The organism is Afipia clevelandensis ATCC 49720 (assembly GCF_000336555.1).
In the GTDB taxonomy this organism is placed as follows: Bacteria; Pseudomonadota; Alphaproteobacteria; order Rhizobiales; family Xanthobacteraceae; genus Afipia; species Afipia clevelandensis.
Genome location: NZ_KB375281.1, coordinates 71,023 through 94,905, shown reverse-complemented (window position 1 = coordinate 94,905; position 23,883 = coordinate 71,023). Strand labels below are relative to the sequence as shown.

The 23,883-nt window shown below is 61.0% G+C and carries 23 protein-coding genes; 7 read left to right on the top strand and 16 right to left on the bottom strand.

Translation table 11 applies throughout. The features are described 5' to 3' along the window. The first annotated feature begins 247 nt into the window (after window positions 1-247). The 5 genes from HMPREF9696_RS00420 to HMPREF9696_RS00400 all read left to right on the top strand — a co-directional run bounded on the left by HMPREF9696_RS00420 (window position 248) and on the right by HMPREF9696_RS00400 (window position 5,167). Complete coding sequence (locus HMPREF9696_RS00420; protein WP_002710949.1) at window positions 248-1,144, top strand: LysR family transcriptional regulator; 897 nt, start codon at window positions 248-250, stop codon at window positions 1,142-1,144. Window positions 1,145-1,426: 282 nt separating this feature from the next. Next, on the top strand, window positions 1,427-1,867 hold the full coding sequence (locus HMPREF9696_RS00415) for a PAS domain-containing protein (RefSeq protein ID WP_002710948.1): 441 nt from the start codon (window positions 1,427-1,429) through the stop codon (window positions 1,865-1,867). Between the two features lie 234 nt (window positions 1,868-2,101). Next, on the top strand, window positions 2,102-3,160 hold the full coding sequence (locus HMPREF9696_RS00410) for an acyl-CoA dehydrogenase family protein (RefSeq protein WP_002710947.1): 1,059 nt from the start codon (window positions 2,102-2,104) through the stop codon (window positions 3,158-3,160). Window positions 3,161-3,193: 33 nt separating this feature from the next. Further along, window positions 3,194-4,354 (top strand): acyl-CoA dehydrogenase family protein, encoded by a 1,161-nt coding sequence (locus HMPREF9696_RS00405; RefSeq protein ID WP_002710946.1) that lies wholly within the window; start codon window positions 3,194-3,196, stop codon window positions 4,352-4,354. 27 nt (window positions 4,355-4,381) lie between these two features. Further along, on the top strand, window positions 4,382-5,167 hold the full coding sequence (locus tag HMPREF9696_RS00400) for an enoyl-CoA hydratase/isomerase family protein (RefSeq protein WP_002710945.1): 786 nt from the start codon (window positions 4,382-4,384) through the stop codon (window positions 5,165-5,167). Here HMPREF9696_RS00400 and HMPREF9696_RS00395 read toward each other — a convergent pair. From HMPREF9696_RS00395 to HMPREF9696_RS00370, 6 genes are all read right to left on the bottom strand, one after another. Beyond that, window positions 5,154-6,530 carry a GumC family protein gene (locus HMPREF9696_RS00395; protein ID WP_002710944.1) on the bottom strand — a complete coding sequence of 459 codons (1,377 nt, stop codon included), beginning with the start codon at window positions 6,528-6,530 and terminating at the stop codon, window positions 5,154-5,156. The two genes, HMPREF9696_RS00400 and HMPREF9696_RS00395, sit on opposite strands and share 14 nt — an antisense overlap. 126 nt (window positions 6,531-6,656) lie before the next feature. Beyond that, complete coding sequence (locus tag HMPREF9696_RS00390) at window positions 6,657-7,493, bottom strand: endonuclease/exonuclease/phosphatase family protein (RefSeq protein WP_002710943.1); 837 nt, start codon at window positions 7,491-7,493, stop codon at window positions 6,657-6,659. Next, window positions 7,493-8,302 (bottom strand): carbohydrate ABC transporter permease, encoded by an 810-nt coding sequence (locus tag HMPREF9696_RS00385; protein ID WP_002710942.1) that lies wholly within the window; start codon window positions 8,300-8,302, stop codon window positions 7,493-7,495. The genes HMPREF9696_RS00390 and HMPREF9696_RS00385 overlap by 1 nt, the downstream gene beginning before the upstream one ends. Continuing rightward, the gene (locus HMPREF9696_RS00380) at window positions 8,299-9,219 is read right to left on the bottom strand and encodes a carbohydrate ABC transporter permease (RefSeq protein WP_040301041.1); all 921 of its coding nucleotides are present in this window, start codon (window positions 9,217-9,219) and stop codon (window positions 8,299-8,301) included. The genes HMPREF9696_RS00385 and HMPREF9696_RS00380 overlap by 4 nt, the downstream gene beginning before the upstream one ends. A 41-nt stretch (window positions 9,220-9,260) precedes the next feature. After that, window positions 9,261-10,535 (bottom strand): ABC transporter substrate-binding protein, encoded by a 1,275-nt coding sequence (locus tag HMPREF9696_RS00375; protein WP_002710940.1) that lies wholly within the window; start codon window positions 10,533-10,535, stop codon window positions 9,261-9,263. A 39-nt stretch (window positions 10,536-10,574) separates the two neighbouring features. Further along, window positions 10,575-11,591 carry an ABC transporter ATP-binding protein gene (locus tag HMPREF9696_RS00370; RefSeq protein ID WP_002710939.1) on the bottom strand — a complete coding sequence of 339 codons (1,017 nt, stop codon included), beginning with the start codon at window positions 11,589-11,591 and terminating at the stop codon, window positions 10,575-10,577. Between the two features lie 265 nt (window positions 11,592-11,856). Here HMPREF9696_RS00370 and HMPREF9696_RS00365 point away from each other — a divergent pair, with 265 nt between their 5' ends. After that, complete coding sequence (locus HMPREF9696_RS00365) at window positions 11,857-12,645, top strand: DeoR/GlpR family DNA-binding transcription regulator (protein ID WP_002710938.1); 789 nt, start codon at window positions 11,857-11,859, stop codon at window positions 12,643-12,645. A gap of 26 nt (window positions 12,646-12,671) precedes the next feature. Here HMPREF9696_RS00365 and HMPREF9696_RS00360 read toward each other — a convergent pair whose 3' ends face one another. Then, window positions 12,672-13,445, bottom strand: coding sequence for a ferredoxin--NADP reductase (locus HMPREF9696_RS00360; protein ID WP_002710937.1), 774 nt, complete (start codon window positions 13,443-13,445; stop codon window positions 12,672-12,674). A 176-nt stretch (window positions 13,446-13,621) separates the two neighbouring features. Between HMPREF9696_RS00360 and HMPREF9696_RS00355 the strand changes: the two genes are divergently transcribed. Next, window positions 13,622-14,821 (top strand): amidohydrolase family protein, encoded by a 1,200-nt coding sequence (locus HMPREF9696_RS00355; protein ID WP_002710936.1) that lies wholly within the window; start codon window positions 13,622-13,624, stop codon window positions 14,819-14,821. Between the two features lie 7 nt (window positions 14,822-14,828). Here the strand turns inward: HMPREF9696_RS00355 and HMPREF9696_RS00350 are convergent, their stop codons facing one another. From HMPREF9696_RS00350 to HMPREF9696_RS00310, 9 genes are all read right to left on the bottom strand, one after another. Continuing rightward, a complete protein-coding gene (locus HMPREF9696_RS00350; protein ID WP_002710935.1) occupies window positions 14,829-15,332 on the bottom strand; it encodes a MarR family winged helix-turn-helix transcriptional regulator in 504 nt (167 codons plus the stop codon). Window positions 15,333-15,360: 28 nt separating this feature from the next. Further along, window positions 15,361-16,065 carry an ABC transporter ATP-binding protein gene (locus HMPREF9696_RS00345; protein WP_002710934.1) on the bottom strand — a complete coding sequence of 235 codons (705 nt, stop codon included), beginning with the start codon at window positions 16,063-16,065 and terminating at the stop codon, window positions 15,361-15,363. After that, the gene (locus HMPREF9696_RS00340; protein WP_002710933.1) at window positions 16,062-16,853 is read right to left on the bottom strand and encodes an ABC transporter ATP-binding protein; all 792 of its coding nucleotides are present in this window, start codon (window positions 16,851-16,853) and stop codon (window positions 16,062-16,064) included. Before HMPREF9696_RS00340 ends, HMPREF9696_RS00345 begins: the two co-directional genes overlap by 4 nt. Continuing rightward, window positions 16,850-18,736: an ABC transporter permease gene (locus HMPREF9696_RS00335; RefSeq protein WP_002710932.1), complete on the bottom strand. Its 1,887-nt coding sequence runs from the start codon at window positions 18,734-18,736 to the stop codon at window positions 16,850-16,852. The genes HMPREF9696_RS00340 and HMPREF9696_RS00335 overlap by 4 nt, the downstream gene beginning before the upstream one ends. Window positions 18,737-18,793: 57 nt before the next feature. Then, window positions 18,794-19,996: an ABC transporter substrate-binding protein gene (locus tag HMPREF9696_RS00330; protein WP_040301039.1), complete on the bottom strand. Its 1,203-nt coding sequence runs from the start codon at window positions 19,994-19,996 to the stop codon at window positions 18,794-18,796. A 138-nt stretch (window positions 19,997-20,134) separates the two neighbouring features. After that, window positions 20,135-20,719: an amino acid synthesis family protein gene (locus HMPREF9696_RS00325; RefSeq protein WP_002710930.1), complete on the bottom strand. Its 585-nt coding sequence runs from the start codon at window positions 20,717-20,719 to the stop codon at window positions 20,135-20,137. After that, a complete protein-coding gene (locus HMPREF9696_RS00320) occupies window positions 20,716-21,300 on the bottom strand; it encodes an amino acid synthesis family protein (protein WP_002710929.1) in 585 nt (194 codons plus the stop codon). Before HMPREF9696_RS00320 ends, HMPREF9696_RS00325 begins: the two co-directional genes overlap by 4 nt. Then, entirely contained in the window at window positions 21,293-22,213 is a 921-nt protein-coding gene (locus tag HMPREF9696_RS00315; protein WP_002710928.1) for a UPF0280 family protein, read from the bottom strand. Before HMPREF9696_RS00315 ends, HMPREF9696_RS00320 begins: the two co-directional genes overlap by 8 nt. Beyond that, window positions 22,210-23,679 (bottom strand): hypothetical protein, encoded by a 1,470-nt coding sequence (locus HMPREF9696_RS00310; RefSeq protein WP_002710927.1) that lies wholly within the window; start codon window positions 23,677-23,679, stop codon window positions 22,210-22,212. The genes HMPREF9696_RS00315 and HMPREF9696_RS00310 overlap by 4 nt, the downstream gene beginning before the upstream one ends. Window positions 23,680-23,883: the final 204 nt, after the last annotated feature.

The window sequence follows — 23,883 nt, the reverse complement described above, 5'->3', positions numbered from 1 at the left end:
AGATAGGGGACCGGCCCTCACCGGCTTGGCCGGATCGTAGCGCCCTTGCCACGGAAGCGAAAGAGCATCCCGGCCAATTATGGTTGCGGCAGTCGCAGGGCATGTATTCCCTTCGCAATTTAGAAACATTGTCAGGCGAACTGCGACAATCTCGCGCGCAGAGCGAACGTCCGCCCCGATTTCAACAATTTTGACAAAGGGATACTATCTCGAGTTAATATCGGATTTTCCGATATGAGAAACCGCGATGGACACCGAACTGGCGAGGACTTTCCTGACGGTCGTCGAGGCAGGCAATTTCATCAGCGCCGCCGAACGGCTGCATGTCAGTCAATCGACCGTCAGCACGCGAATTCATACCCTCGAAGATCTGCTGGGCTGCGTCCTGTTCGTGCGGAATAAGGCCGGGACCACGCTGACCCATTCCGGACGGCAATTCCAGAAACACGCCACCGCGCTGGTCCGGACGGTGGCTCAGGCGCGGCATGACATCGGCATTCCCGAAGGCTTCAGCGGAACGCTTGTGATCGGCGGCCGGATCGGATTGTGGGAGGAATTCCTGCTGCAGTGGCTGCCCCTGATGCAGAAGGCTGCACCCACAATCTCGGTTCGGGCGGAGAGCGGTCTTGAACCGGAGGTCATGCAGGGGCTGATCGAAGGCCGGGTCGATATCGGCGTGATGTATACGCCGCAAAGCCGGCCGGGCCTGAAGGTTGAACAACTCTTCGACGAACGCCTTGTAATGGTCTCGACCAGCGCAAGACATACGCCGGAGCCATTGGACAATTACGTTTATGTGGACTGGGGCCCGGAATTCTATGCCCGGCATAGCGCCTCGTTTCCGAATTTCGGCAGCCCTTCCCTCACGGTCAATATCGGCTGGCTCGGATTGCAACATCTGATGAAGAACGAAGGATCGGGCTATTTTCCGCTGCGGATCGTGCTGCCGCATCTCTCCGCCAAACGATTGCATCTCGTCGCCGGAGCGCCGGAGTTTTCAATTCCCGCCTATGTGGTCTACCCGGCCGACAGCGAACACGAGGCGATTTCAGTCGCCGTCGACAGCATGCATCGGCTAGCCGCGGCGACAAAAGGCAAGATCGCGGCAAAACCGGTCAGGCGGCCTGCGCAGGCCAAGCGATAAGCGGCCCGAGCAAGCGCGATCTATTCGGCTTTTCGATACGACAGGCCAATATTTCTCGCTTGCCAGAGCCGGTGCGCGGACGAGGATGGGAATTCAGGCGATCGGAGGAAAGATGTATCGCAGAACATCCGGAGAAGAATCCGAACTTGCCAGCGCGATCCGCAAACACGCATCCGGCCCGTGCTGGCCGCGTGAGGACCGATCGAACGCTCCCTCCGACAAATCTGCTGAGGCGCGCGCGTCTGCATCCAGACCCATCGCCGCGCAAACTGAACCGAAATGATGTCTGCTCCCGCCGGTCTTGCAGAGGCGCTTCTGGCCTCCGCATCGGATGCCATCATCGCGACCGACCGGGACGGCGTCGTCACGTACTGGAATCCCGGCGCAGTGCGCATTTTCGGATTCTCTCCGGGCGAGGCAATCGGACAGTCGCTCGATTTCATCATTCCGGAAAATCTCAGGGCCCGGCACTGGGACGGATACCGGCACACGATGGCGACAGGCACAAGCCGCTATAGCGCCGGCGACCTGCTTTCCGTTCCGGCGCTGACCAAAAGCGGTGGGCGAATCTCTGTCGAGTTTACAATTGTCATGCTCCGCGACGAACGCGGTCTGCCTGACGGAACGGTCGCCATTCTGCGCGACGTGACCAAAGGTGTTGCAGAGAAACTCGCATTGCGGCGCGAACTTGCCGAACTGCGGCAAACAGCGTCACAAACCTGAGGCTCTCAGATCCCTGTTTCCGAAAACCTCATCTGATTTGACACCGTTCGGAACGAAGGGCTAGCGTCCCGGCGACGTCATTTCCATGACTTCCCCGCCATGCGCTCGACATCCTACCGACGCACGCTGCGTTGCAAAAAAACTCATCCCGGCCGGACGGCTGGGCAAAAGAAAGTGCAGGACTATGATGGATGACCACCTGTCTCAGCACATCACTGGAAAAGGCCCGATAGCGTGAGCGAGAATATTGTTGCGGAGACGGCGGAGCGGATTTTTGCGGACCTTGCGGACGCGCAGACCATCAACAACGCGGCAAATGACGCCTGGAAAGCGCCGCTCTGGACTGCGCTGACGGAAGCAGGATTGCCGCTGGCATGGGTCCCCGAAGACTGCGACGGTTCCGGTGCAAGTCTGGCGGACGGATTTGCGGTCGCAGCTTCCAGTGGAAAATTCGCGATTTCAATTCCGCTGGTCGAAACAATGCTGGCCGGCTGGCTGCTCGCGCAGGCCGGCCTTCCCTCGCCTGCCGGAAAAATGACAGTCGCTCCGGCGCGCCCGCAGGATCGCATCACCGTCAATCCGGACGGCACACTCAGCGGACGGGTTCGCAGCGTCCCCTTCGCGTCCGAAGCCGCGCATATCGCCGTCATCGCGCACGGTGCGAAAGGATATTCGATTGCTCTGGTCGAAGCATCGGCCTGCCGGATCGAGGCCGGTAAAGCTCTCGGCAGCGACGCATCCAACACCGTGGTGTTGGACGACGTCCAGCCAATTGCTTCCAAAGCGGCTCCGTCCGGATTTACCAGCCAATCACTCATGTTGATGGGCGCAACGCTGCGCAGCCTGCAGATCGCGGGCGCGCTGGAAACGATGCTTGAGATGACGGTGCGCTATTCCAACGAGCGCGTGGCTTTTGAAAAGCAGATCTCGAAGTTTCAGGCCGTCCAGCACAACCTCGCACGGCTTGCCGGCGAGGTCGCAGCCGCAGTGACGGCAGCAGGATCAGCCGCCGATACAATCGCGAACAGCCCGTCGTTCGACGAGACGGTGTTTTTCGAGGCCGCGGCTGCGAAAATTCGCTGCGCGGAAGCCGCTGAAAAAGGCACAGCCATCGCGCATCAGGTGCATGGCGCCATCGGCTTTTCGATGGAGCATATCCTGCACCGCTACACACTGCGCGCGCTGGGCTGGCGTGATGACTTCGGACACGAAAGTTACTGGGCGACCGAACTTGGCAGGTTCGTTGCCGCGCGCGGTGCCGACGAACTCTGGCCGCTGGTCGCATCGCGGTAATCGAACCACAATCGGATTTTCAGGACTTCTCAGATGACCGCAGCGCTCCGTTTCGATCAGATCCGTTTGCCGGAAGAGTACGAGGCCTTGCGACGCGATGTGCGCGCATTCCTCGCCGAGGAAATTGCCGCCGGTGTGTTCAATCCACACGAACCGCAGCGGGAGGACACCGACGTTCCCGAATTCAGCCGCCGCGTCGGCGAACGCGGCTGGATCGGCATGACCTGGCCGAAGAAATACGGCGGCCATGAGCGCACCTTCCTGGAGCGTTACATCGTCACCGAGGAAATGCGCATCGCCAACGCGCCGACCCGCCGCTTCTTTGTTGCCGACCGCCAGAGCGGCCCCGTCCTGCTCAAATACGCCAACGAGAAGATCAAGATGGACATCCTGCCGCGCATTTGCCGCGGCGAGGTTTGCTTTGCCATCGGCATGAGCGAGCCAAATTCCGGCTCCGATCTGTTCGCGGCGAAGACGAAAGCCACCAAGACCGACGGCGGCTGGCTGATCAACGGCACCAAGATCTGGACCACGTCGGCGCACATGGCCGACTATATGCTCGCGATCTTCCGCACGTCGCCGCCGACCAAGGAAAACCGGCGCCATGGCCTGACGCAATTCCTTGTCGACATGAAGACGCCCGGTATCACGGTCAATCCCATCGAGCAGATCAGCGGGCTGAAAGAATTCAACGAGGTCGTCTTCAAGGACGTCTTCCTTCCCGACGATCATGCACTCGGCGAGATCGACGGCGCGTGGAAACAGGCCACCAGCGAACTGGCCTATGAACGCAGCGGACCGGAGCGCTTTCTTGAAACCTATTACGTGTTGACCGAGCTTGTACGTGCGCTCGGGGCAAACCCGGATACGCGCGGCGCGGAAGGCGTGGGCCGCCTTGTCGCGCAGCTCCACACCATGCGCCGCATGTCGGTGTCGGTTGCAGGCATGCTGCAGGCGGGCAAGGAGCCCGTGGTCGAAGCCTCGATCGTCAAGGATATCGGCACGCTCTGGGAGCAACAGTTACCCCATCGCGTGCGCGACCTCGCCGCTTTCATCGACTTCGATGCCTCCAATCACCAGACGCTGGAAGACCAGCTCGCATTCGCGATCAAGACCGCACCGAAACTGACGATTCAGGGCGGCACCACCGAGGTTCTGCGCGGTATCATCGCGCGCGGCCTCGGCCTGCGCTAACAGACAAATGTCAAACGAGGATCATCCATGAGCGGCTTTACTGATATCGGCGTCGAGAAACACGGGCATGTTACGCTGATCGAAATTCGCCGGCCGCCGCTGAATTTCTTCGACCTCTCCCTGATCCGGCAGATCGCCGATGCACTTGGACAAATCGACAACGACATGGACGCGCGCGCCGTGGTTCTTGCTTCGCAGGGCAAGGCGTTCTGCGCGGGCGCCAACTTCAACCGCCCCGCGGGATTTGCCGGTGATGCTGCATCCGGCGATGGCACAACCGGCGATCTTTACCGCGAAGCGGTGCGCATCTTCAGCAACAAGAAACCGATCGTGGCCGCTGTTCAGGGCGCTGCCATTGGCGGTGGACTTGGCCTCGCGGTGTCGGCGGATTTCCGCGTCACCTGTCCCGAGGCACGCTTCGCCGCGAATTTCACCCGCCTCGGATTTCATCCCGGCTTTGGCCTGACCGTCACGCTCCCCGAACTGATCGGCAAGAACAACGCGGCGCTGATGTTCTACACCTCTCGCCGCGTCACCGGCGAAGAGGCTTACAACATGGGCCTTGCCAATGTGCTGGTGCCGCAGGATCAGGTCCACGCCGAAGCCTTCAAGCTGGCGGGCGAGATCGCGGAGAATTCCCCGCTCGGCCTGATGTCGACACGCGCGACGATCCGCGCGGGTCTCGCAGATCGCGTCAAGGCACAGACCGATCATGAACTCGCCGAACAGACCTGGCTGCGCGAGACCGAAGACCACAAGGAAGGCATCAAGGCCACCGAAGAGCGGCGTCCGGCGAACTTCAAGGGACGCTGACAGACTCTTTCTCGGCAGCCATCAGTTCGAGCAACAGCGCAAGGCTGACGCCGAGACCGAGCCCGAGCAGCAGGCTCATCAGCAATATGCCTGCGGGAAACGGCCCGCTCGGCGCGAGCGGCATGGTCGCGCGGCTGAGAATCCGTGCATTTGGGCCATCGGTGCGTTGCTGATTGGACGCATCATACGAGCGCGCCAGAACGGCCTGATAGGCGGCCCGGCTGGCCTCGACATCGTTGGCAAGTTCCTTCAGGCGGGTGGCTGTTTCGGCCGACACCGCAAGGTTCTTCTTCACCTTGTCCACGCGGCCCTTGAGCCCGGCCGCGGTTGAACGTGCCTGTTCGAGATCAGCGGTGATCGTGCGGGTTCTGCTGCCGATTGTCTGTTCGAGTGCCCTGCCCGCTTCTGCCGCGCGCCGCCGCGCGAAAACAAGATCTGGATGCCGTGGCCCGAGGGTTTCGGAGAGATCGCGCTCCAACTGCCTTGCATCCGCGTAGCGATAACCCGCCGCGCCGAACGCGCCGCTACGCGCCATGGCGGGAATTCCGCCGCCATCGAGCGTTCGTCCGGCGCGCTGAAGCTGGGCGAGTTGCGAACGCAACGAACCGGCTTTGGCTTCGGCTGCATTTGCCTGCGCCGACAGTTCCGTCACCTGCTTCTCGCTCTCATCGTTCGGTTTCAGATTCTGGGCGCGAAACGCCTCGTACCGCTGCTCGGCAGCCTTGAGACGAGACTGCAGTGTCTCCAGCCGCGAACCGGATGGCACGGCTGACTCGGATGGCGTGTTTCCGCGTCCGACAGCTTGCTCCGCGAGATAACCGTCCATCACGGCGTTTGCGATCCGAACCGACATCTCGCGGTCGGGCGTGACAGCGGTCACGTCCACCACAGTCGAGCCGGCCTTGCGCCGTACGTTCACGGAACGCTCGAGCCGGCGCAAAGCAAGGGCATGGGAATCGGAGTGTCGTGCAAGGCCGACGCTCGAGACAAGCGCAGAGAGAAGACCCCCGGGCTTGCCGCCGAACAGCGGATCGCCATCGAGCTTTTCCTGCGCGATGACGCGGTCGAAAACGGAACGTGATGTCATCACGTAAAGCTCGTTTTCAATCCCGACGGAATTGGAGTCTCCGGCTTCTGCTGTCGATGCGATCTCGGATACATCCAGCAAGATGCGCCCGGTTGCGATGTACCTTGGTGGCGACAGCAATATCCAGATCAGGCAGATGCCGAAACATGCGAGGGTCACGGCCGCGATAAAAGAGGCCCGGCGGCGTAGCATCGCCACGAGGCTCTTCATGTCCAGAACAGGCGGCTGACTGCGCGGCAGATACGCATCATGCCTGTCGCCTTCTGAAATCGCCATGCCAACGGCCCTACGCGCCACGATTGCAGGCATTTTAGCGTGTCTGCAGGTTGTTGTGGGAGACATCTTTGGGCGATAAGGCCCAAAAAATACCCCTCTGGCGGGGCGCGAAGCGGCAGCCAGAACCTAGTCCGCAAGCTCGATCAGGATCGGCTGATGATCCGAGGCGTCGGTCTCGACGTTGACCTCGACACGGCGAACACGCCCCGCCAAGTCCTCCGTCGCAAAAATGAAATCCCGGCAATCGGGGCCGTCGGCCCACTGCGCATGATCGTAGAGACCGCAGGTCAGGGCATGCGGTCTGCCGGGATGACAGATCGACCAGGCATCCCGGTAATTCAGTCCCGGACGAGCCGAGGCCGCGATCATCGCATGCTGGGGGTCCGACACATCGAAATTGAAATCGCCGCATAGCAGGCTCGACGCCGCGAGTGTCTGGGCGGCATACGGCTCCCTGTGCGCCCGAGCCAGCATCGCGCCTGCCGAAGCCTCTTCCTGAAGATCGAGCAGACGTCCGATCTGTGCCTCGCGCTGCGACACTGAATGGTACTCAAGATGGGTGTTGACCACGCGCAGCGGGCCGAAGGCTGTCTGCACGGTGACATCGAGCGCCTGACGCCGCATGCTGCGCACCGAAGCCGCGCCCGGCCACGGCAGCAGATGATTGGCAATCTGCATCACCGGCAGGCGGGAGAGCGTCATGTTGCCGAACCGGTGCATCCGCCCCTCGGCATCGACGGTTTCGATCGCGGGACGAAACACCGCCTCGTATCCGGAAAGCAATGACGCCAGTTCGGCGCTCTGATCCTTGCCGCCGTCCAGGTTCGCGAAATTATCCGAGACTTCCTGAAAGCAGTAGACGTCTGCCTCTCCGAACTCCCTTGCGACGGAAACGATCCGCGCAAGATCAATCACGCCATCGCAGCCCTTGCCGCATTGAATATTCCAGGTGAGCAACCGCATCAGCGAATACCCGCGCGCATGAAGGACTGCACGAACTGCCGCTGGAACAGCAGAAATGCGATCAGGAGCGGCGCCATGGTCATGACGGTCGCCGCCGTGATGATCGACCAGTCGACGCCTGTCTCAGGCGCACCGAACACCGCGAGGCCGACCGTGAGTGGCCGGCTTTCGACGGAATTGGTCACGATCAAGGGCCAGAGGAAGTTGTTCCAGTGATAGCTGACGGACACGAGGCCGAACGCGACATAGGTCGGGCGCGCCAGCGGCACGTAAACCTTCCAGAGAATCTGCAGCGGCCCTGCCCCTTCCACACGCGCGGCCTCGACCAGCTCCTGCGGCACGCTCTTGAACGTTTGTCGCAGCAGGAAGATGCCGAAAGCGCTGGCGAGATAAGGCAGCGCGATGGCCGGAATCGTATCGAGCAGATTGAGTTTCCCGATCATGCGGTAGTTCTCGACGATCAGCACGTCGGGCATGATCATCAACTGCAGCAAAACCAGCGCGAACGCGATACCGCTGCCCTTGAACTTGAAGCGCGCGAACGCATAAGCTGCAAGCGTCGACAAGATCAACTGTCCGACCAGAATGATGACGACCAGCACCACCGTATTGATGTAATAGCGGCCGAACGGCGCCTGATTCCACGCGCGGACGAAATTCTCCAGCGTCCATGGCGCGGACAGGCTGAACGACGTCGCATAGGCTGCCGGATGCAGCGCGCTCCAGAACGCATAGGCCAGCGGCGCAAGCCACAGCAGCGCCAGCAGCCAGGCAGCAACCGCTTCAAGAGGATGCGTGCGGGCGTTCATTGATAGTGAATCCTGCGGTCGAGATACCCGAACTTGATCAGCGCCAGTGTACTGAGCAAGACCAGCAGCACCACGGTCAGCGTGGCGGCATAGGCTGAGTCCTGAAAGGTGAAGGCGACTTCATAAATGTAATAGAGCAGCAGTGTCGACGCGTTGTTAGGACCGCCCTTGGTCATGATGACCAGATGATCGACCAGCTTGAAGGAATTGATCACGGCGTTGATGGTGACGAACAGCGTTGTCGGCATCAACAAGGGAAAGGTGATGCGCCGGAAGGTGTACCAGCGGCTCGCGCCTTCCACCGCCGCCGCCTCCTCGAGATCGGGTGACAGTTGCTGCAGCGCCGCCAGATAGAAGATCATGAAAAAACCGGCTTCCTTCCAGATCACCATGACGATCAGGCAGCCCATCACGGTGCTCGGGTCGCCGAGCCAGTTCCATCCTGCGAGACCGAAGACACCGCGCAACTGATCGAGCAGACCGTAATCCGGCGTATAGAAAAACAGCCAGATGTTCGCCACCGCGATCATCGGCAGCACGGTCGGCGTGAAATATGCGAGGCGAAGAAAGCCGCGCCCACGCATGTTGCGATTGACCCAGACGGCCATCAGCAACGCGAGCGCGATGGATGTCGGAATGGTCCCGAGCGCGAACCAGAAATTGTTGACCAGCGCCTTCCAGAAAATCGGATCGCTGGCCATCGCGTGATAGCTGTCCAGCCCGACAAACACTTCGGCGCCATTCCGGCGCGTGATGAAGAACGAGTTCCGGATCGTCGCAAGGATTGGATAATGCGTGAACGCGATCAGTAAGACAAAAGCCGGCAACAACAGCAGCCACGCATTCACGGCATTGCACCACGCATGCGACTTCGGCTTGCGCGACGAAATTGGTCCTGTGGCGGCTTGATCAGTCATCGGCAAAAGCGGGTGGCGGCGAACCGCCACCCGACCTTCTCTTATTTGTAAGCGCGCAAAACGCGGTCAGCCTGCTGCTGTGCGGCGGCAAGCGCCTCCGACGGCTTCTGCGAACCGGTTACGGCTGCCTGAATCGCGTCATTGACGAACTTGTAGATGCGGCCGTTTTCATGAACCGAGAGTTCGGGAACCGCATGTTCAAGCTGATCGCGGGCAACCGTCGCCGCCGGAAATCCCTTGGCGTAGTCCTGCATTACGCTGGTCTTGTAAGCCGCGGGCGACACAGCGACGTAGCCCGTCTTGATGCTCCATTCCGCGGCGCGTTCGGGCGCCGTCATCCACTGGATGAACTTCACCGCCGCCTTCTTCTGCTCGGGGGATGCGTTCTTGAAAACGTAGAAGCTGCCGCCACCGGTCGGCGAGCCGCGGCGTTCCTTGGCGGGCAGCATGGCAACCCCGAAGTTGAACTTCGCGCCATCCTTCACCGCGGTCAGGTTACCCGTGGTGTGCCACATCATGGCGGTCTTGCCTTCGAGGAAATCGGTGCGCAGGGTTGCCCAGTCGATGCTGCCCGTTGGCATCACATTGTGCTTGCGCGACAGATCGGTCCAGTAATCGAGCGCGCCGACTGTCTTCGGCGCAGTGAGATTCACTTCGTTGCCCGCTTCGTTCATCAGCTTCTGGCCGTTCTCGATGGCAAGCGCCTGGAGCATCCAGTAGCCGTAGCCGGTGGTCGGGATTTCGACGCCCCAGCGGGTGGTGTTACCGGAGGCGTCTTTCTTGACGAGCTTCTTGCCCATCGCGACCATTTCGTCCCAAGTCGCCGGCGCTTTTTCCGGATCGAGGCCGGCTTCCTTGAACGCATCCTTGTTCCAGTAAAGCACAATGGTCGAACGCTGGAACGGAATGCTCCAGGTCTTGCCGCCGATCTGGCCGTTGGCCATGAATGCCGGATAGAATTCCTTGAACCATGCCTTGTCGGCCACGAGGTCGTCCATCGGAACGATGGCGTTTTCGTCCATCAGCGTGAAGACGTCGGTCGACAGCAGCACCGAAAGCTGCGGCGGCTGGCCGCCCTTCATCGCCGTCATCGCCTTGGTCATGGTGTCGGTATAATTGCCAGCATAAACCGCGGTGACCTTGATTTCCGCGTTTTCCTTCTGGAAGCGCGCGACCATGTCGTCGATGATCTTGGTGACCGGTCCGCCGACGGCGACCGGATAGTACATCGTCAGATCGACAGCCAATGCGGGCTGCGCAAGAGCAGAGACAGCAAGCGCTGCCGCGGCGGCCATCGTTCGTCCAAACAGTTTCATTTGAGTCTCCCCTGTTATCGTCTGGCTGCCATATCCGGATCAGACAGCCGCAACCTGCTTCGTTTCATCGGTGGCTAAATCCGTTCGTCGCTCCGATGTCTTCTCGAACCGATGCTCATAAGCCGCATCCCATGCGAGACGGATGTCGTCGCCGGGTTGCGATTTGCTAAATCCGTCCTGCCGCACCGAAACCGGCTGGCCGTCGATCTCGCAAAGAATGATGCTGTCCGCCCCGAGATGCTCGATCGCCTTTACGCGCGCGGGATGACCATCATGCGACACGATGCGAATATGTTCGGGACGAATGCCGATCAACTGATCGCCGAGGGTGATGAGATTCATCGGCGGCGTTCCGATGAAACGCGCGGTGAATGCCGTCGCCGGGCGGTTGTAGAGTTCTTCGGGCGTGCCGTTCTGCTCGATACGGCCGTCGCGCATCAGCACAACGCGATCCGCCATGGTCATGGCTTCGGTCTGATCGTGGGTCACATAGACCATGGTCATGCCGAGACGCTGCTGCAGCGAGCGGATTTCGGTGCGCATCTCATGGCGCAGCTTGGCGTCGAGATTGGACAGCGGCTCGTCCATCAGACACACGCGCGCTTCCGCGATGATGGCCCTGCCCAGTGCGACTCGCTGGCGCTGGCCGCCAGACAGTTGGGCTGGCTTGCGCTCCAGAAGATGAGACAGACCGACAATGTCAGAGACACGCTTGAGGCGTTCGTCGCGCTCAGCGCGGGACACGCGGCGCACCCGCAGGCCAAAGACAATGTTCTCGGCGACGCTGAGATGCGGAAACAATGCGTAGGATTGGAACACCATCGAGATCTTCCGCTCGGCTGGCGAAAGATGGGTCACCTCGGCGCCGCCGATCCGGATCGTGCCGCCATCGGGTTGTTCAAGGCCGGCAATCAGCCGAAGCGTCGTGGACTTGCCGCAACCGGACGGCCCGAGAAGAACCAGCAGCGAGCCCTCGTCCGCTGTCAGGCTCACGTCATCCACGGCCCGCATCGGACCCCAGTGCTTGGAAACGTGATCGAGCGAAATCGCCGACATGACTGCCCCGGTTGGAGCGTCTGCAATCGCGGACACGTTCGGCGAAGCACCTTAAACCATTCCATCAAGACCCGCATTCCCGCAGGCGAATGAAACGGCAGCAGCCTCCCTGTCCCAGCCTTGCAGCCGCCGCGGTCTGCCGAACTCCTCCTTCGACACCCCGCGTGTTTTATTTTGTTCATATGAACACAGTATATGCGCACATGAAACAGCAATTGCCTCCTCTATAGTTCGAATGATAAGTTTTTGTGACAAACGGGGTCCGATGCTCAAAATTGTCAGCCAACGTCAGGCCCGTATCCTCGAGATTGTGCGCGAAGCAGGATTCGCGTCGATCGAACATCTCGCAGCCCATTTCGAGGTGACACAGCAGACGATCCGGCGGATTGTGAACCAACTCTGCGACCAGGGTTTGCTGCGCCGCGTCCATGGCGGCGTCAGCCTGCCGGTGCAGAATCCCAATCTGGCCTATGGAAGCCGGCAGGGTCTCAATCCGGATGCCAAGCGCAAAATCGGCCAGGCCGTTTCCGACTTCGTACCGGATGGCGCATCGCTGATGATCGGGCTCGGCACGACTCCGGAATACGTTGCGCAGGCGCTCTCCCACCGCCAGAATTTGCGCATCATCACCAACAACCTGAACGTGGCGATGGCTTTCGCCCGCAACCCCGACGTGGAAATCACCATGGCGGGAGGGACATTGCGGCCGTTCGATCGGGACATCATCGGCGACACGGCAGTCAGGTTTTTTTCCGACTTCAAGGCGGATATCGGAATTTTCGGCGTTGGCGGGATCGACGACGACGGCGCGCTACTGGATTTCTATGCTGGCGAGGTTCAGGCCCGGCAAGCGATCGCTGCCAATTGCCGCACGTCCCTGCTGGTGGCCGACGCAAGCAAATTTGGCCGCAACGCGACAGTGCGCGGCGGCCATTTCGGCGATTGTCATTACTTTTTCACGGACACGCCAATCCCGGAGAGCTTCCGTCATCTCACGGGTCCATACGCGGAGCGTATTCACGTCGCGCGAGACGGCAAGGTGCAGGCGGCGTAGCGCCCGCGCGACCGTTCCTTGGGACGTCAGCGTTCGACGAAGGCCTTCTCGACCACGAACTCGCCCGGCTCGCCGTGATTGCCTTCGGTAAATCCCCGGTCGAGCAGCAGCGTGCGTGTGTCCTGCAGCAGGGCCGGACTGCCGCAGATCATGACGCGATCATGCGCAGACTCGAGCGGCGCAACACCGATGTCGCTGAACAGCTTCCCCGATGTCATCAGATCGGTGATCCGGCCGCGATTGCGGAACGGGTCGCGTGTGACCGTCGGATAATAGACCAACTGGTTGCGCACCAATTCACCGATCAGATCGTCCTTCGGCAGATGGTCATTGATCATTTCGCCATAGGCCAGTTCGGCGACATGCCGGCAGCCATGAAGCAGCACGACCTTCTCGAAGCGGTCATAGGTTTCCGGATCCTTGATGATGCTCAGAAACGGCGCGAGGCCCGTGCCGGTGCCGACCAGATAAAGATTGCGGCCGTTCTTCAGGTTGTCGATCACCAGCGTGCCGGTCGCCTTGCGTCCGACGATAATCTGCTCGCCTTCCTTGAGATGCTGAAGGCGCGAGGTCAGCGGCCCATCCGGCACCTTGATCGAGAAAAACTCGAGCCTGTCTTCGTAGTTCGCGCTCGCCACGCTGTAAGCCCGCAGCAGCGGCTTGTCGCCGACCTTCAGGCCGATCATCGTGAACTCGCCGTTGCGGAAACGGAAGGACGGGTCACGGGTGGTGGTGAAGCTGAACAGCGTGTCGGTCCAGTGGTGGACGCTGAGAACGCTTTCCTGATTGAAATTGCTCATGTCGCTCGATCCAGTTTGGTGGTCCGGCCGCGGGGCAAAATCAAAAAACGCAGAGACAGATTGCCTCGCCAAATTTCATTTGTATACTAATGAATAATCCAGCTTGATCCCGCCGTCAAGCCGCGCTCAAGTTGGATCAGGACTGCCGCGAAGGCATTGAACAGAAGGAACAATCCATGTCCCACGATGCGCCCCAGGCCCCCGCCGGCCCGACCCGGCTGGTGATCCGCAATATCGGCCTGATCCTGAGCGGAGACATCGACAAGCCGATCCTGGACGCCGACACCATCGTCACGGACAACGGCAAGATCACCGCCATCGGACGGGCCAAGGACATCGACACGGAAGGCGCCACCACTCTCGTCGATGCCAACGGGACAGTCGTCACCCCCGGGCTGATCGACAGCCACGTTCACCCCGTCGCCGGCGAATGGACGCCGCGCCAGAACCAGATCGGCTGGATCGACAGCTTCCTGCATGGCGGGGTGACCACCATGATCTCGGCGGGCGAGGTCCACATGCCCGGCCGGCCGAAGGACATCGTGGGCGTCAAGGCGATGGCGATTTTCGCCCAGCGCGCGTTCGACAATCTGCGGCCCGGCGGCGTCAAGGTTCATGCCGGCGCACCGGTGATCGAACACGGCATGACAGAAGAAGACTTCAAGGAAATGGCGACGGCGGGTGTCCGCTGGCTCGGTGAAGTCGGCCTCGGCAGCGTCAAGGACGGCCCGACTGCGCGGAAGATGGTGGCCTGGGCCCGCAAGTATGGCATGAACAGCACGATCCATACCGGCGGCCCGTCGATTCCCGGCTCCGGCCTGATCGACGCGGATGTGGTTCTCGAAGCCGACACCGATATCGTCGGCCATATCAATGGCGGCCATACCGCCCTGCCCGACGGACAGATCCGCTGTATCTGCGAAGGCTGCAAGCGCGGCCTCGAACTGGTTCACAACGGCAATGAGCGCGCCGCGCTTTACACGCTGCGGCTTGCACGCGAGATGAAAGAACTGAACCGGGTGATCCTCGGGACCGACGCGCCTGCCGGATCGGGCGTTCAACCCCTCGGCATTCTGCGCATGGTGTCGCTGCTGTCATCGCTCGGCGAGGTGCCCGCTGAACTGGCTTTCTGCTTCGCGACCGGCAACACCGCACGGATGCGCGCGCTCGATTGCGGCATCATCGAACCCGGCCGCGCCGCCGATTTCGTCATTATGGACAAGGCGCAGCATTCCGCCGGAAAGAACTTGCTCGAAAGCGTTCAGCTCGGCGACTTGCCCGGCATCGGCATGACCATTATCGACGGCATCGTTCGCACCCAGCGCAGCCGCAACACGCCACCGGCGACCAAGGTGCCGGAAATCGTGGGACACTAGCGAACGATCAGCGCAGCTTGCTGAGGAGCGCGATAAAGGTTTCGCGCTCCTTCGTATCAAGTGGCGCAAGCGTTTCCTTCGAGATCGCCAGTGCGTGAGGGGCCGCTTTCTCGGCCATCGCCTGCCCCGCGCGCGTCAGGCTCACCAACAGCCGGCGGCCATCATCCGGGTCCGGACTGGTTTCGGTCAGGCCGCGCGCCGTCAATCTGTCGATGACACCCTTGATGGTCGCGACATCCATCGCGGTCAGCCGCCCGAGCTGGTTTTGCGAACAGGGTCCGGTTTCCGTGAGCTTTGCCAGTGCCGCCCATTGGGTCGGCGTGAGATTGATGCCGATCTCCTTCGCAAAGATCGTTGCATGGCGCTGCCAGACTTGACGCAGGACAAAACCGATCTGGTCGTCGAGGATGTAAAGCGGCTTCGACGCCTTGCCGTTCCGTTTCGGCGCACCTGGCTTGACCGAAGCCGTCACCTTGGCCGCGGCAGCCTTGCTCGGCACAGTCTTGGCCATTCCCGCTCCCTACGCTTCGTTTCCGCGCCTATACCGCCAGATGCGCGTCGCGAATATCCGGACGCGCCTCAAGCTCACGCATGGTGCCGCTGAAACAGATGCGGCCCCGTTCGATGATGTAGGCGCGATCGGATATCAGATTGGCAAAATGAAGATTCTGCTCGGAAACCACGATGCTGACGCCTTCCTTTTTCATCGCAAGGATTGCATCGACCATCTGCTCGACAATCTTGGGGGACAGGCCTTCAGATGGCTCGTCCAGCAGCACGAGCGACGGATTTCCCATCAGGGTGCGCGCAATCGTCAGCATCTGTTGTTCGCCGCCGCTCATGCGCCCGCCCATCCGGCCGCGCATCTCGCCAAGATTCGGAAACAGCGAAAACAGTTTCTCGCGCGTCCATTCCGGCGCGTTGGACCGCGGCGGCTGACGGCCGACTTCGAGATTTTCCTCGACCGTGAGATCCGTGAAAATGCGGCGCTCTTCCGGCACATAGCCAAGACCGTTGCGGACGATGGCATGGGTTGGCTGCTTCGAGACGTCCTGCCCTTCAAAAACAATCTGTCCTTCGCGCTGTTCAACCAGGCCGACAATCGAGCGGAACGTGGTGGACTTGCCAGCGCCGTTACGGCCCAGAAGCGCTACGACCTCGCCGTCTCCGACCTCAAGCGCGACATCGAACAGGATATGCGCCGGACCGTAGTAGCTGTTCAATCCCTGAACCTGGAGCTTCATGCCGATGCTCCTTCGCGATGGCGCGCATCGTAAACCAGACCTTCGCCGAGATAGATGGCGCGGACCTGCGGATTACGCCGTACTTCCTCAGGCGAGCCTTCTGCGATAAGCGTGCCGCGATTGAGCACCAGAATACGGTCTGCATGCTCGAACACCACGTCCATATCATGCTCCGTGAACAGAACCCCGATCGACTTCTCGCGCGCGATCCGCGCGGTGAGCTTCATCAGTTCGATCCGTTCGCGTGGAGCCATGCCGGCGGTTGGCTCATCCATCAAAAGCAACTTCGGTTGATTGGCGAGCGCAACGGCCAGTTCGAGGCGTTTCAGATCACCATAGGCAAGTTCGCCACACGGCCGCTCCGCGTAGCCGCTCATGCCGACAAGATCGAGCAGCCGGTCCGCCTCGTTGCGCTCAAACTGCGGCGTCGAGCGCCACATGTTGAAAAGCCGGGAATGATAGGACACCAGCGGCACCTGCACATTCTCGCGCACAGTCATGGTGGGAAACGTCGCGGTGATCTGGAATGTGCGGCCGACACCGAGCCGCCAGATCGCGCGCGGCCTCTGACCGGTCGTATCCCGGCCCAGCAAATTGATCCGGCCACTATCCGGAATGTTCTGGCCATTCAACATGTCGAAGCAGGTGCTCTTGCCCGCACCGTTCGGGCCGATCAATGCGAGGATTTCGCCCGCCGCCAGCGAGAACGATACGCCGCGCACGGCGTGAACACCGCCATAGGACTTGGTCAGGCCTTCGACCGACAGCAATTTGGATGGAGCACTCATTCTGCGGTCTCGATTCGCGATGCCAGAATGGCGGACTTCGACGATTGCGATTCACGCCGCGCACGAATGGATTCAATCATGCCGACGATGCCCTTCGGGAAGGCAACAACGATCAGCACGACAATCGCGCCCAGCACGAGCTTTGACCAGTCGGTTTGACTGACAAGCCAGATGTTCAGCGCCTTGAAGACGATTGCGCCGACCACCGCGCCGGAGACGGTCTCGATGCCGCCGAGCAGCACCATCACCAGCGCATCGACCGAAAGCGGAATGCCGAGACTGTCCGGAAACACACTGCCCTTGAGATAGGCGAACAGCGCACCGGCGACCCCCGCCGCTGTACCCGCGATCACGAACGCGGTCCATTGAATGCGCTTGCCATCAATGCCGATCGCCTCGCTGCGCAGCATGGAATCCCGTGTCGCCCGCAGCGCATAGCCGAACGGCGAGAACACAATGATCCGCAGCACGATGACCATCAGCGTCGCGACAGCGAGCGATAGCCAATAGAAATTCGCAGGACTTGCCGCCCATGCCGCGGGCCAGACCCCGAGAATGCCATTGTCGCCTCCGGTCACGGAGACCCACTGGAATGCGATGGACCAGACGATCTGCGCGAACGCCAATGTCAGCATCGCGAAATAGACGCCCGAGAGCTGAACTGCGAAAAATCCGAAAACCGCGGCCCCCAGCAATCCGAGCAGCGGGCCGAGCAGCAGGCACGCAATCATCGGCAGGCCGGCTGCCTTGGCGAGGAAAGCGACACCATAAGCCCCAAGCCCGAAATAGGCCGCATGGCCGAACGACGCGAGGCCTCCGGCCGACATCAGGAAGTGCAAGCTGGCTGCGAAAACCACGAAAACCGCAATCTCCGCACCGACCGTCAGCGCATAGTTGCCGCCGAACAGCGGCAAGGCTGCCGCAATGACGAGAACAGCCAGCGCCGCAAGCCGCTCATTCGTCGTCAGCGGACGCCATGGACGAACGCTGAGGCCCGGAGTTTTACGCGCGGCGGCTTCCGGCTTTCCGAACAGGCCCCATGGCCGGACAATCAGCACGGCCGCCATCACCAAGAAAACAAGGATGATCGAAATCTTCGGAAAGATCAGGATTCCGAATGCATTCAGTTCGGAGACCAGAACCGCGGCGACGAATGCGCCGGTGATGCTGCCGAGGCCGCCGATCACCACAACAACGAACACATCCACGATGATCCGCAGATCCATCGCATGATGCACGGCATCGCGTGGAATCTGCAGCGCGCCGCCGAGTGCCGCCAGGAAGACGCCCACCGCGAACACGCTGGTGAACAGCCATTTCTGGTTGACGCCCAGCGCAGCCACCATGTCGCGGTCCTGCGTTGCGGCACGGACCAGGACGCCCCAGCGCGTCCGGCGGAACAACAGCCACAAGGCACCGAGAACCACCGGACCCAGCACGATCAGAAACAGATCGTAGGACGGGATGTTCTGCCCGAAGAAATCCACAGCGCCGCGAAATCCGGGCGCCCGGCGGCCAACGAGATCGTCCGGCCCCCAGATCAGAACCACGATATCCTCGACCATCAAGGTCAGGCCAAAGGTCGCAAGAAGCTGGAATAGTTCCGGCGATTTATAGATTCGCCGCAGGAGCACCATTTCGACCAGCACGCCCAGCAGCGCGACGGCGAGTGCAGCGATGACGATGCCGCCCCAGAATCCCAGCGCACCGGACAGCCGCTCCGTCAGCGTGAACGCGACATATGCGCCGAGCATGTAAAACGCGCCATGGGCGAAGTTCACGATCCGCGTCACACCGAAGATGATCGACAGGCCCGACGCGACAAGGAACAGCGACGCCGCGCTGGCAAGACCGGTCAGGAACTGGGCAAAGTAGAAGCTCATCGACGATCCACTGCTAGAAATTGCCGCGGGCGCAGTGCGCGCCCGCGGTCGTTCAGATCAGTCTTTCGGGCGCATCTTGTCGACTTCTGCATCGCTCGGCAGGAAGTTCTCGCCCTTGCGATAAGCGGTATCGACCATGATGCCCTTGCCGTCCTTGAGTGCGGTCTTGCCGACGAAGGCGCCAAGAGTTGACTGATGGTCGATCTTGCGAAATGTGATCGGGCCGAAGGGCGACGACATCGACAGTCCTTCAGCCGCGGCGATCAGCTTTTCAGGATCGGTCGAATTGGCTTTCTTGAGAATTTCGGCCGCAGCCTTGATAGTCTGATAGCCGACAATCGAGCCAAGCCGCGGATAGTCGTTGTACTTGCCCTGATAGGCTTTCAGGAAAGCATCGTGTTCCGGCGTCTTGATGCTGTACCAAGGATAGCCGGTAACGATCCAGCCCGATGGGGTCTCTTCCTTGAGCGGATCGAGATATTCCGGCTCACCGGTCAGGAAGCTCACCACCGCACGATCCTTGAACAGGCCGCGCGTGTTGCCTTCGCGCACGAACTTCACGAGATCCGCACCGAAGGTCACGTTGAGAATGGCCTCCGGATTGGCGTTCGCAAGCGCCTGCACGATCGGACCTGCGTCGATCTTGCCTTGCGGCGGCCATTGCTCATCGACCCATTGAATGTCCGGACGCTTCTCGGAAAGCAGTTTCTTGAACACCGCGACAGCCGACTGGCCGTATTCGTAGTTCGGCGCGAGCGTTGCCCAGCGCTTGGCCGGCAGCTTTGCGGCCTCTTCCACCAGCATCGCCGCCTGCATGTAGTTCGACGGACGCAGCCGGAACGTATAACGGTTGCCCTTCGACCAGGTGATGGCGTCGGTCAGGGGCTCGGCGGCAAGGAAGAACACCTTCTTCTGCTTGGCGAAGTCGCTGACGGCAAGACCAATGTTCGACAGGAACGTGCCGGTGAGCATCGCAACGTTCTCGTTCGAGACCAGTTCGTTGGCGGCGGTCTGTGCATCCGCGGGCTTGCCGCTGTCATCCTTGGAGACAACAACGAGCTTCTTGCCGTTGATGCCGCCTGCGGCGTTGATCTCCTCGACCGCAAGCTGCCAGCCCTTGCGATAAGGTTCCGTGAACGCCGGCAGCAGCGAGTAGCTGTTGATCTCGCCAATCTTGATTTCACCGCTCTGCGCCATGGCGGTCGTCGCCAGAGCCGAGCCCGCCAGACCTAGACCTGCGGCAATTGCAAGCCCTGACATACTGCCGAAAAGACGTTTGCTTCGTTGCATCCCAACCTCCGTTGTTACCAAGGACCCACGCCCTCGTTCACTTCCCGTCCGCTCCTTATCCCGGTGGAACGGTTCGGATTTTCTTTCGCATCAAATGCGGACAAGCCGCTAACGCAACCCGTCCTCGCCCTTGATCTCGTCCACAGTCAAACCACCGACACGCGGCAGCGGCCGTCCGCTATCTGTCACAGCAACCGCGACCATGATTTCATTGGCGCGCGGCGCGTCGTTGATCTGCACTTCCATGCCGTCGAAGTGACTGCGCACGAAAGCCGCGTCCTTGTGACCGAGCGGAATGTCGAGCACCGCTCCCAGTCCGCCGCGTTTTTTTGACGACGGAATCAACGCCGCCCCCTTGCTGAGAACCTTGCGCACCGGCGCGCCCATTTTGGGATGCAAGATCGCTGCCGCGTGCTCCAGTTCACCATTCTCGCCCACAGCGGCCGCCTTGCCATAGCTTTGCGCCTTGCTGCCTTCGATACCAAGCGCGGCAACCGCCTTCATCGCAAGCAGTTCGCCCAGTTCTTCGCCAATGGCGATCAGAGGATCGAGATTGGCGACGTATTTTCCAGCGAATGGATTTTCGATGACGGCAATTGCAGCCGCACGGCGGGTCGGCGGCGCAACATCGCGTCCACCCTCAATCAAAGTTTCCTCGACCACCGTGACGATCTTGCGAATGACGGCACTCATCGCAGTCCATCCTCTCCCTTGATGTCGCTGGCCTTGAGCCCGCCGACGCGCGCATGAATGCGCGAGCCCGTTGTCATGACAAGCGCCAGTAGCAATTCGTCCGCGCGCGGCGCGTCCGGAATACCGACTTCCATGGCATCGAAATGCGAGCGCACATAGGACGCGTTGATATGCGTGATCGGAACATCAAGCCGCGTTCCGGGACCACCCACCTTCTTGGCGGACGGCACAATGGCTTTTGCCTCACCGAGAATCTCGCGCATCGCATAGCCGCCGGGCACATGCCATAGTGCGCCGTGCTCAAGCTCGCCGGCGGAGCCGATGATCGCGCCCTTGCCATAGCCCTGGATTGCTGCCGGATCGCCGCCCAGCGCCTTCAGCAGCGCACCGGCCATCGACACGCCGAGCGGCGTCAGGTCATCCATGAATCCCGCGATCTCTTCCACATAGCGTCCCGCGAAAGGGTTGCGGATCACGCAGAGGATCGCGCCGCGGCGCAACGGCGTCGCCGACGGCTTTCCGCCTTCGTGAAAAATCTCCTCGATCACTGTTGCGCGTTTGCGGACGACAATGTCAGGCATACATCAGGCTTTCGGCTTTTATTGGCATCGGCTCCCGCCGGAACGCGAAAGGCGGCTGAGTCTCGATATCTTTCAAGGCGACGACGCGCGTTTCGCCTTGCAGGTGAAGCGCGGCACCCTCGATCAAGCCGGCCGCAACCAGATTGCGCGCGCAGTTCACGCCCGCGTCGAGCGCGATCTGAATATCGCGAAACGGCAACCGGCCAACGTCGCGGGTCACGAGACGCGCCCCAAGATCATTGTCAGGCTGAACGTCGCGCGCCGCGCAACGGACCACCGCCGGGTGATCCGGCAGATCAACGGCATTGGCAATAATGGTCGCGGCGGCGTCCGCCTGCGCCGCCGGACGTGCCAAAACCGTGACGGCATCGGCAATGCCAAGCGAGAAGCTGCGGCCGCGCCAGCCGCTGGTTGCGACGCCTCGCGTGACGTCAGTCGCGGTAATTTTCGTTTTTCCGACCAAGCTCGGCATATCGGGGCGATCGACGAGGCCGACCACAAAAGATTGTCCCTTTCCAAGATGAAGCGCGATGTCGCCGCCATTGTTGACGTAGGCCCGATCAAGATCGGCAGCATCTGTCATCGCGCCAAGGATCTCCTCGGCAACAGCGCCCGCCACAGCAGCCATGGGGGTGATGAAACAATCCGCCGCAAACGGCACAACCGCGTCGTGCATCCGGCGCGCAACAACACTGTTCAAAGAGCACACACCCGGTTGCGCAGCCCGGCGCAGTTCCGGCAGTTCCCCGCAAAGTTCATCGAGCAGTCCGGTGAAGCGGCCGATGGCAGCTTCATAGCCCGCGCGAACCATCGCCGGAGCGCCATGAGCCTCGACAATCAAATCAATCGGACCATCCTGCAGATGAAGCCGCCTCCCGTCCGCCAGCCATCCGATTTGTGGGAGCCGTGTCATGGCTGCGATCCCGGCTCTGACCGTTTCCGCGGCAATTGGCGGACTTCCGTATTCCCATTCAATGACGCCAATGGCCGCACATAATCCATGTGGCCGCCAAGCGCGGCGTAGTCCGACAATGGCAAGGTAAATTCGATCGGAGCGACCAGCGCCGGCGTGGGCACATACCCGAAAGCGCCTTGCGGAACTTGTGTCACATCCACCATGAAGGTGATACCGCCGCCGGGCCATACATAGACCGGCGCACCGCCGCATGTGACTGACGTCAGCGCATCCTTGACCGAGCGCGTCAACCGCACCGGATTATCCGTAACGCCGGCTCTGAGCGAACCGCCTGCCCCACCCATAAACAGAACGGTGCAGAGTGCAGGCTCACAGTTCTCCTGAATTCGCTCCACGGAGAATCTGAGATCGGCAGGCATCTCCTTCTCGACAGGCTTCAGCGCCTCATCGAGCTCAAAATAGGCAGCATGCTCGCCTGTCGTGCTCACCATCATCATGCGCAGACCGGGCTGCGCCGTCTTCGGATCGAACGGCCCCAGCACAGACAAGGGATCGGAGATATTGGTCCCGCCCCATCCGGTGCCCGGCTCGGCGACCTGGAAATAACGGCCCGGCGTCGACCGACGGCCCTTCATCTTGATCCCGGTGTCGGGAATATCGAGCAGCTTGCCGGCCTGATGCTCGGACAGCACGCCGGTGATGTGGTCGTCCACGACGACAACCTCATCGACCTTGCCATGCCATTGCTTCGCGAACATGCCGATGGTCGCCGAGCCGCAACCGACGCGCATCCGCTCTTCGGTCACGCCATTCACAATCGGCGGGTAGCCTGCCTGAACAACAACCGTCGCACCGCCATCAATAGTGAGTTCAACCGGCTTGCCGTTGGACAAATCCATCAGCGCGTCGCAGGTGACGCGGCCTTCCTTCTTCGAGCCGCCGGTGAGATGATGCACGCCGCCGAGCGACAGCATCTGCGATCCGTATTCGCCGGTCGTGACATGCCCTATCGCCTCACCCTGCACGCGGACTGTCGCCGTTTCAGGTCCGAGATAACGGTCGGTGTCGATCTTCACCTTGACGCCGCAATAGCTGAAAATGCCTTCGGTCACCACCGTAACCATGTCGACGCCATCGACTTCCGACGACACGATGAAGGGCGCGGGCTTGTAATCTGGATACGTCGTGCCGGCGCCAATGGCCGTCACGAACACCGCTGGCTCATGAACGATCTTTCCGTCCCAGTCACCACCGGCCTGAAACGGAACGAGCCGCCCGCCATGGGACACCGTGCGTTCAAGCACGATGTGCGGATCGACACGGACAAGCTCGCCATTGTTGTTGGCATAGCGGTCACATGCGCCCGCCGCGCCCGGCTTGATATAGCACATGACCGGACATGCATCGCAGCGGATCTTGTCCGCGCTGCCAGCTACTGCAACAGAGGTCGCTTCAGTCGGCATGACCAAACTCGCGTGCGTCCCGGCTTCCGCTGGCTCGATCAGCCAACACCGGATTTGTTCGTATACGAACGATGGTGCGCGCAGTCCTGGAAGCTGTCAAGCACTGACGCGCGCGAAAGCCGGAACTGCCGCATAAAAACTCATTTGCCTACGCTCCGTGTTCACAAAGCGTGCAATGCATCATCGCGCGGGATGGAGAATTTG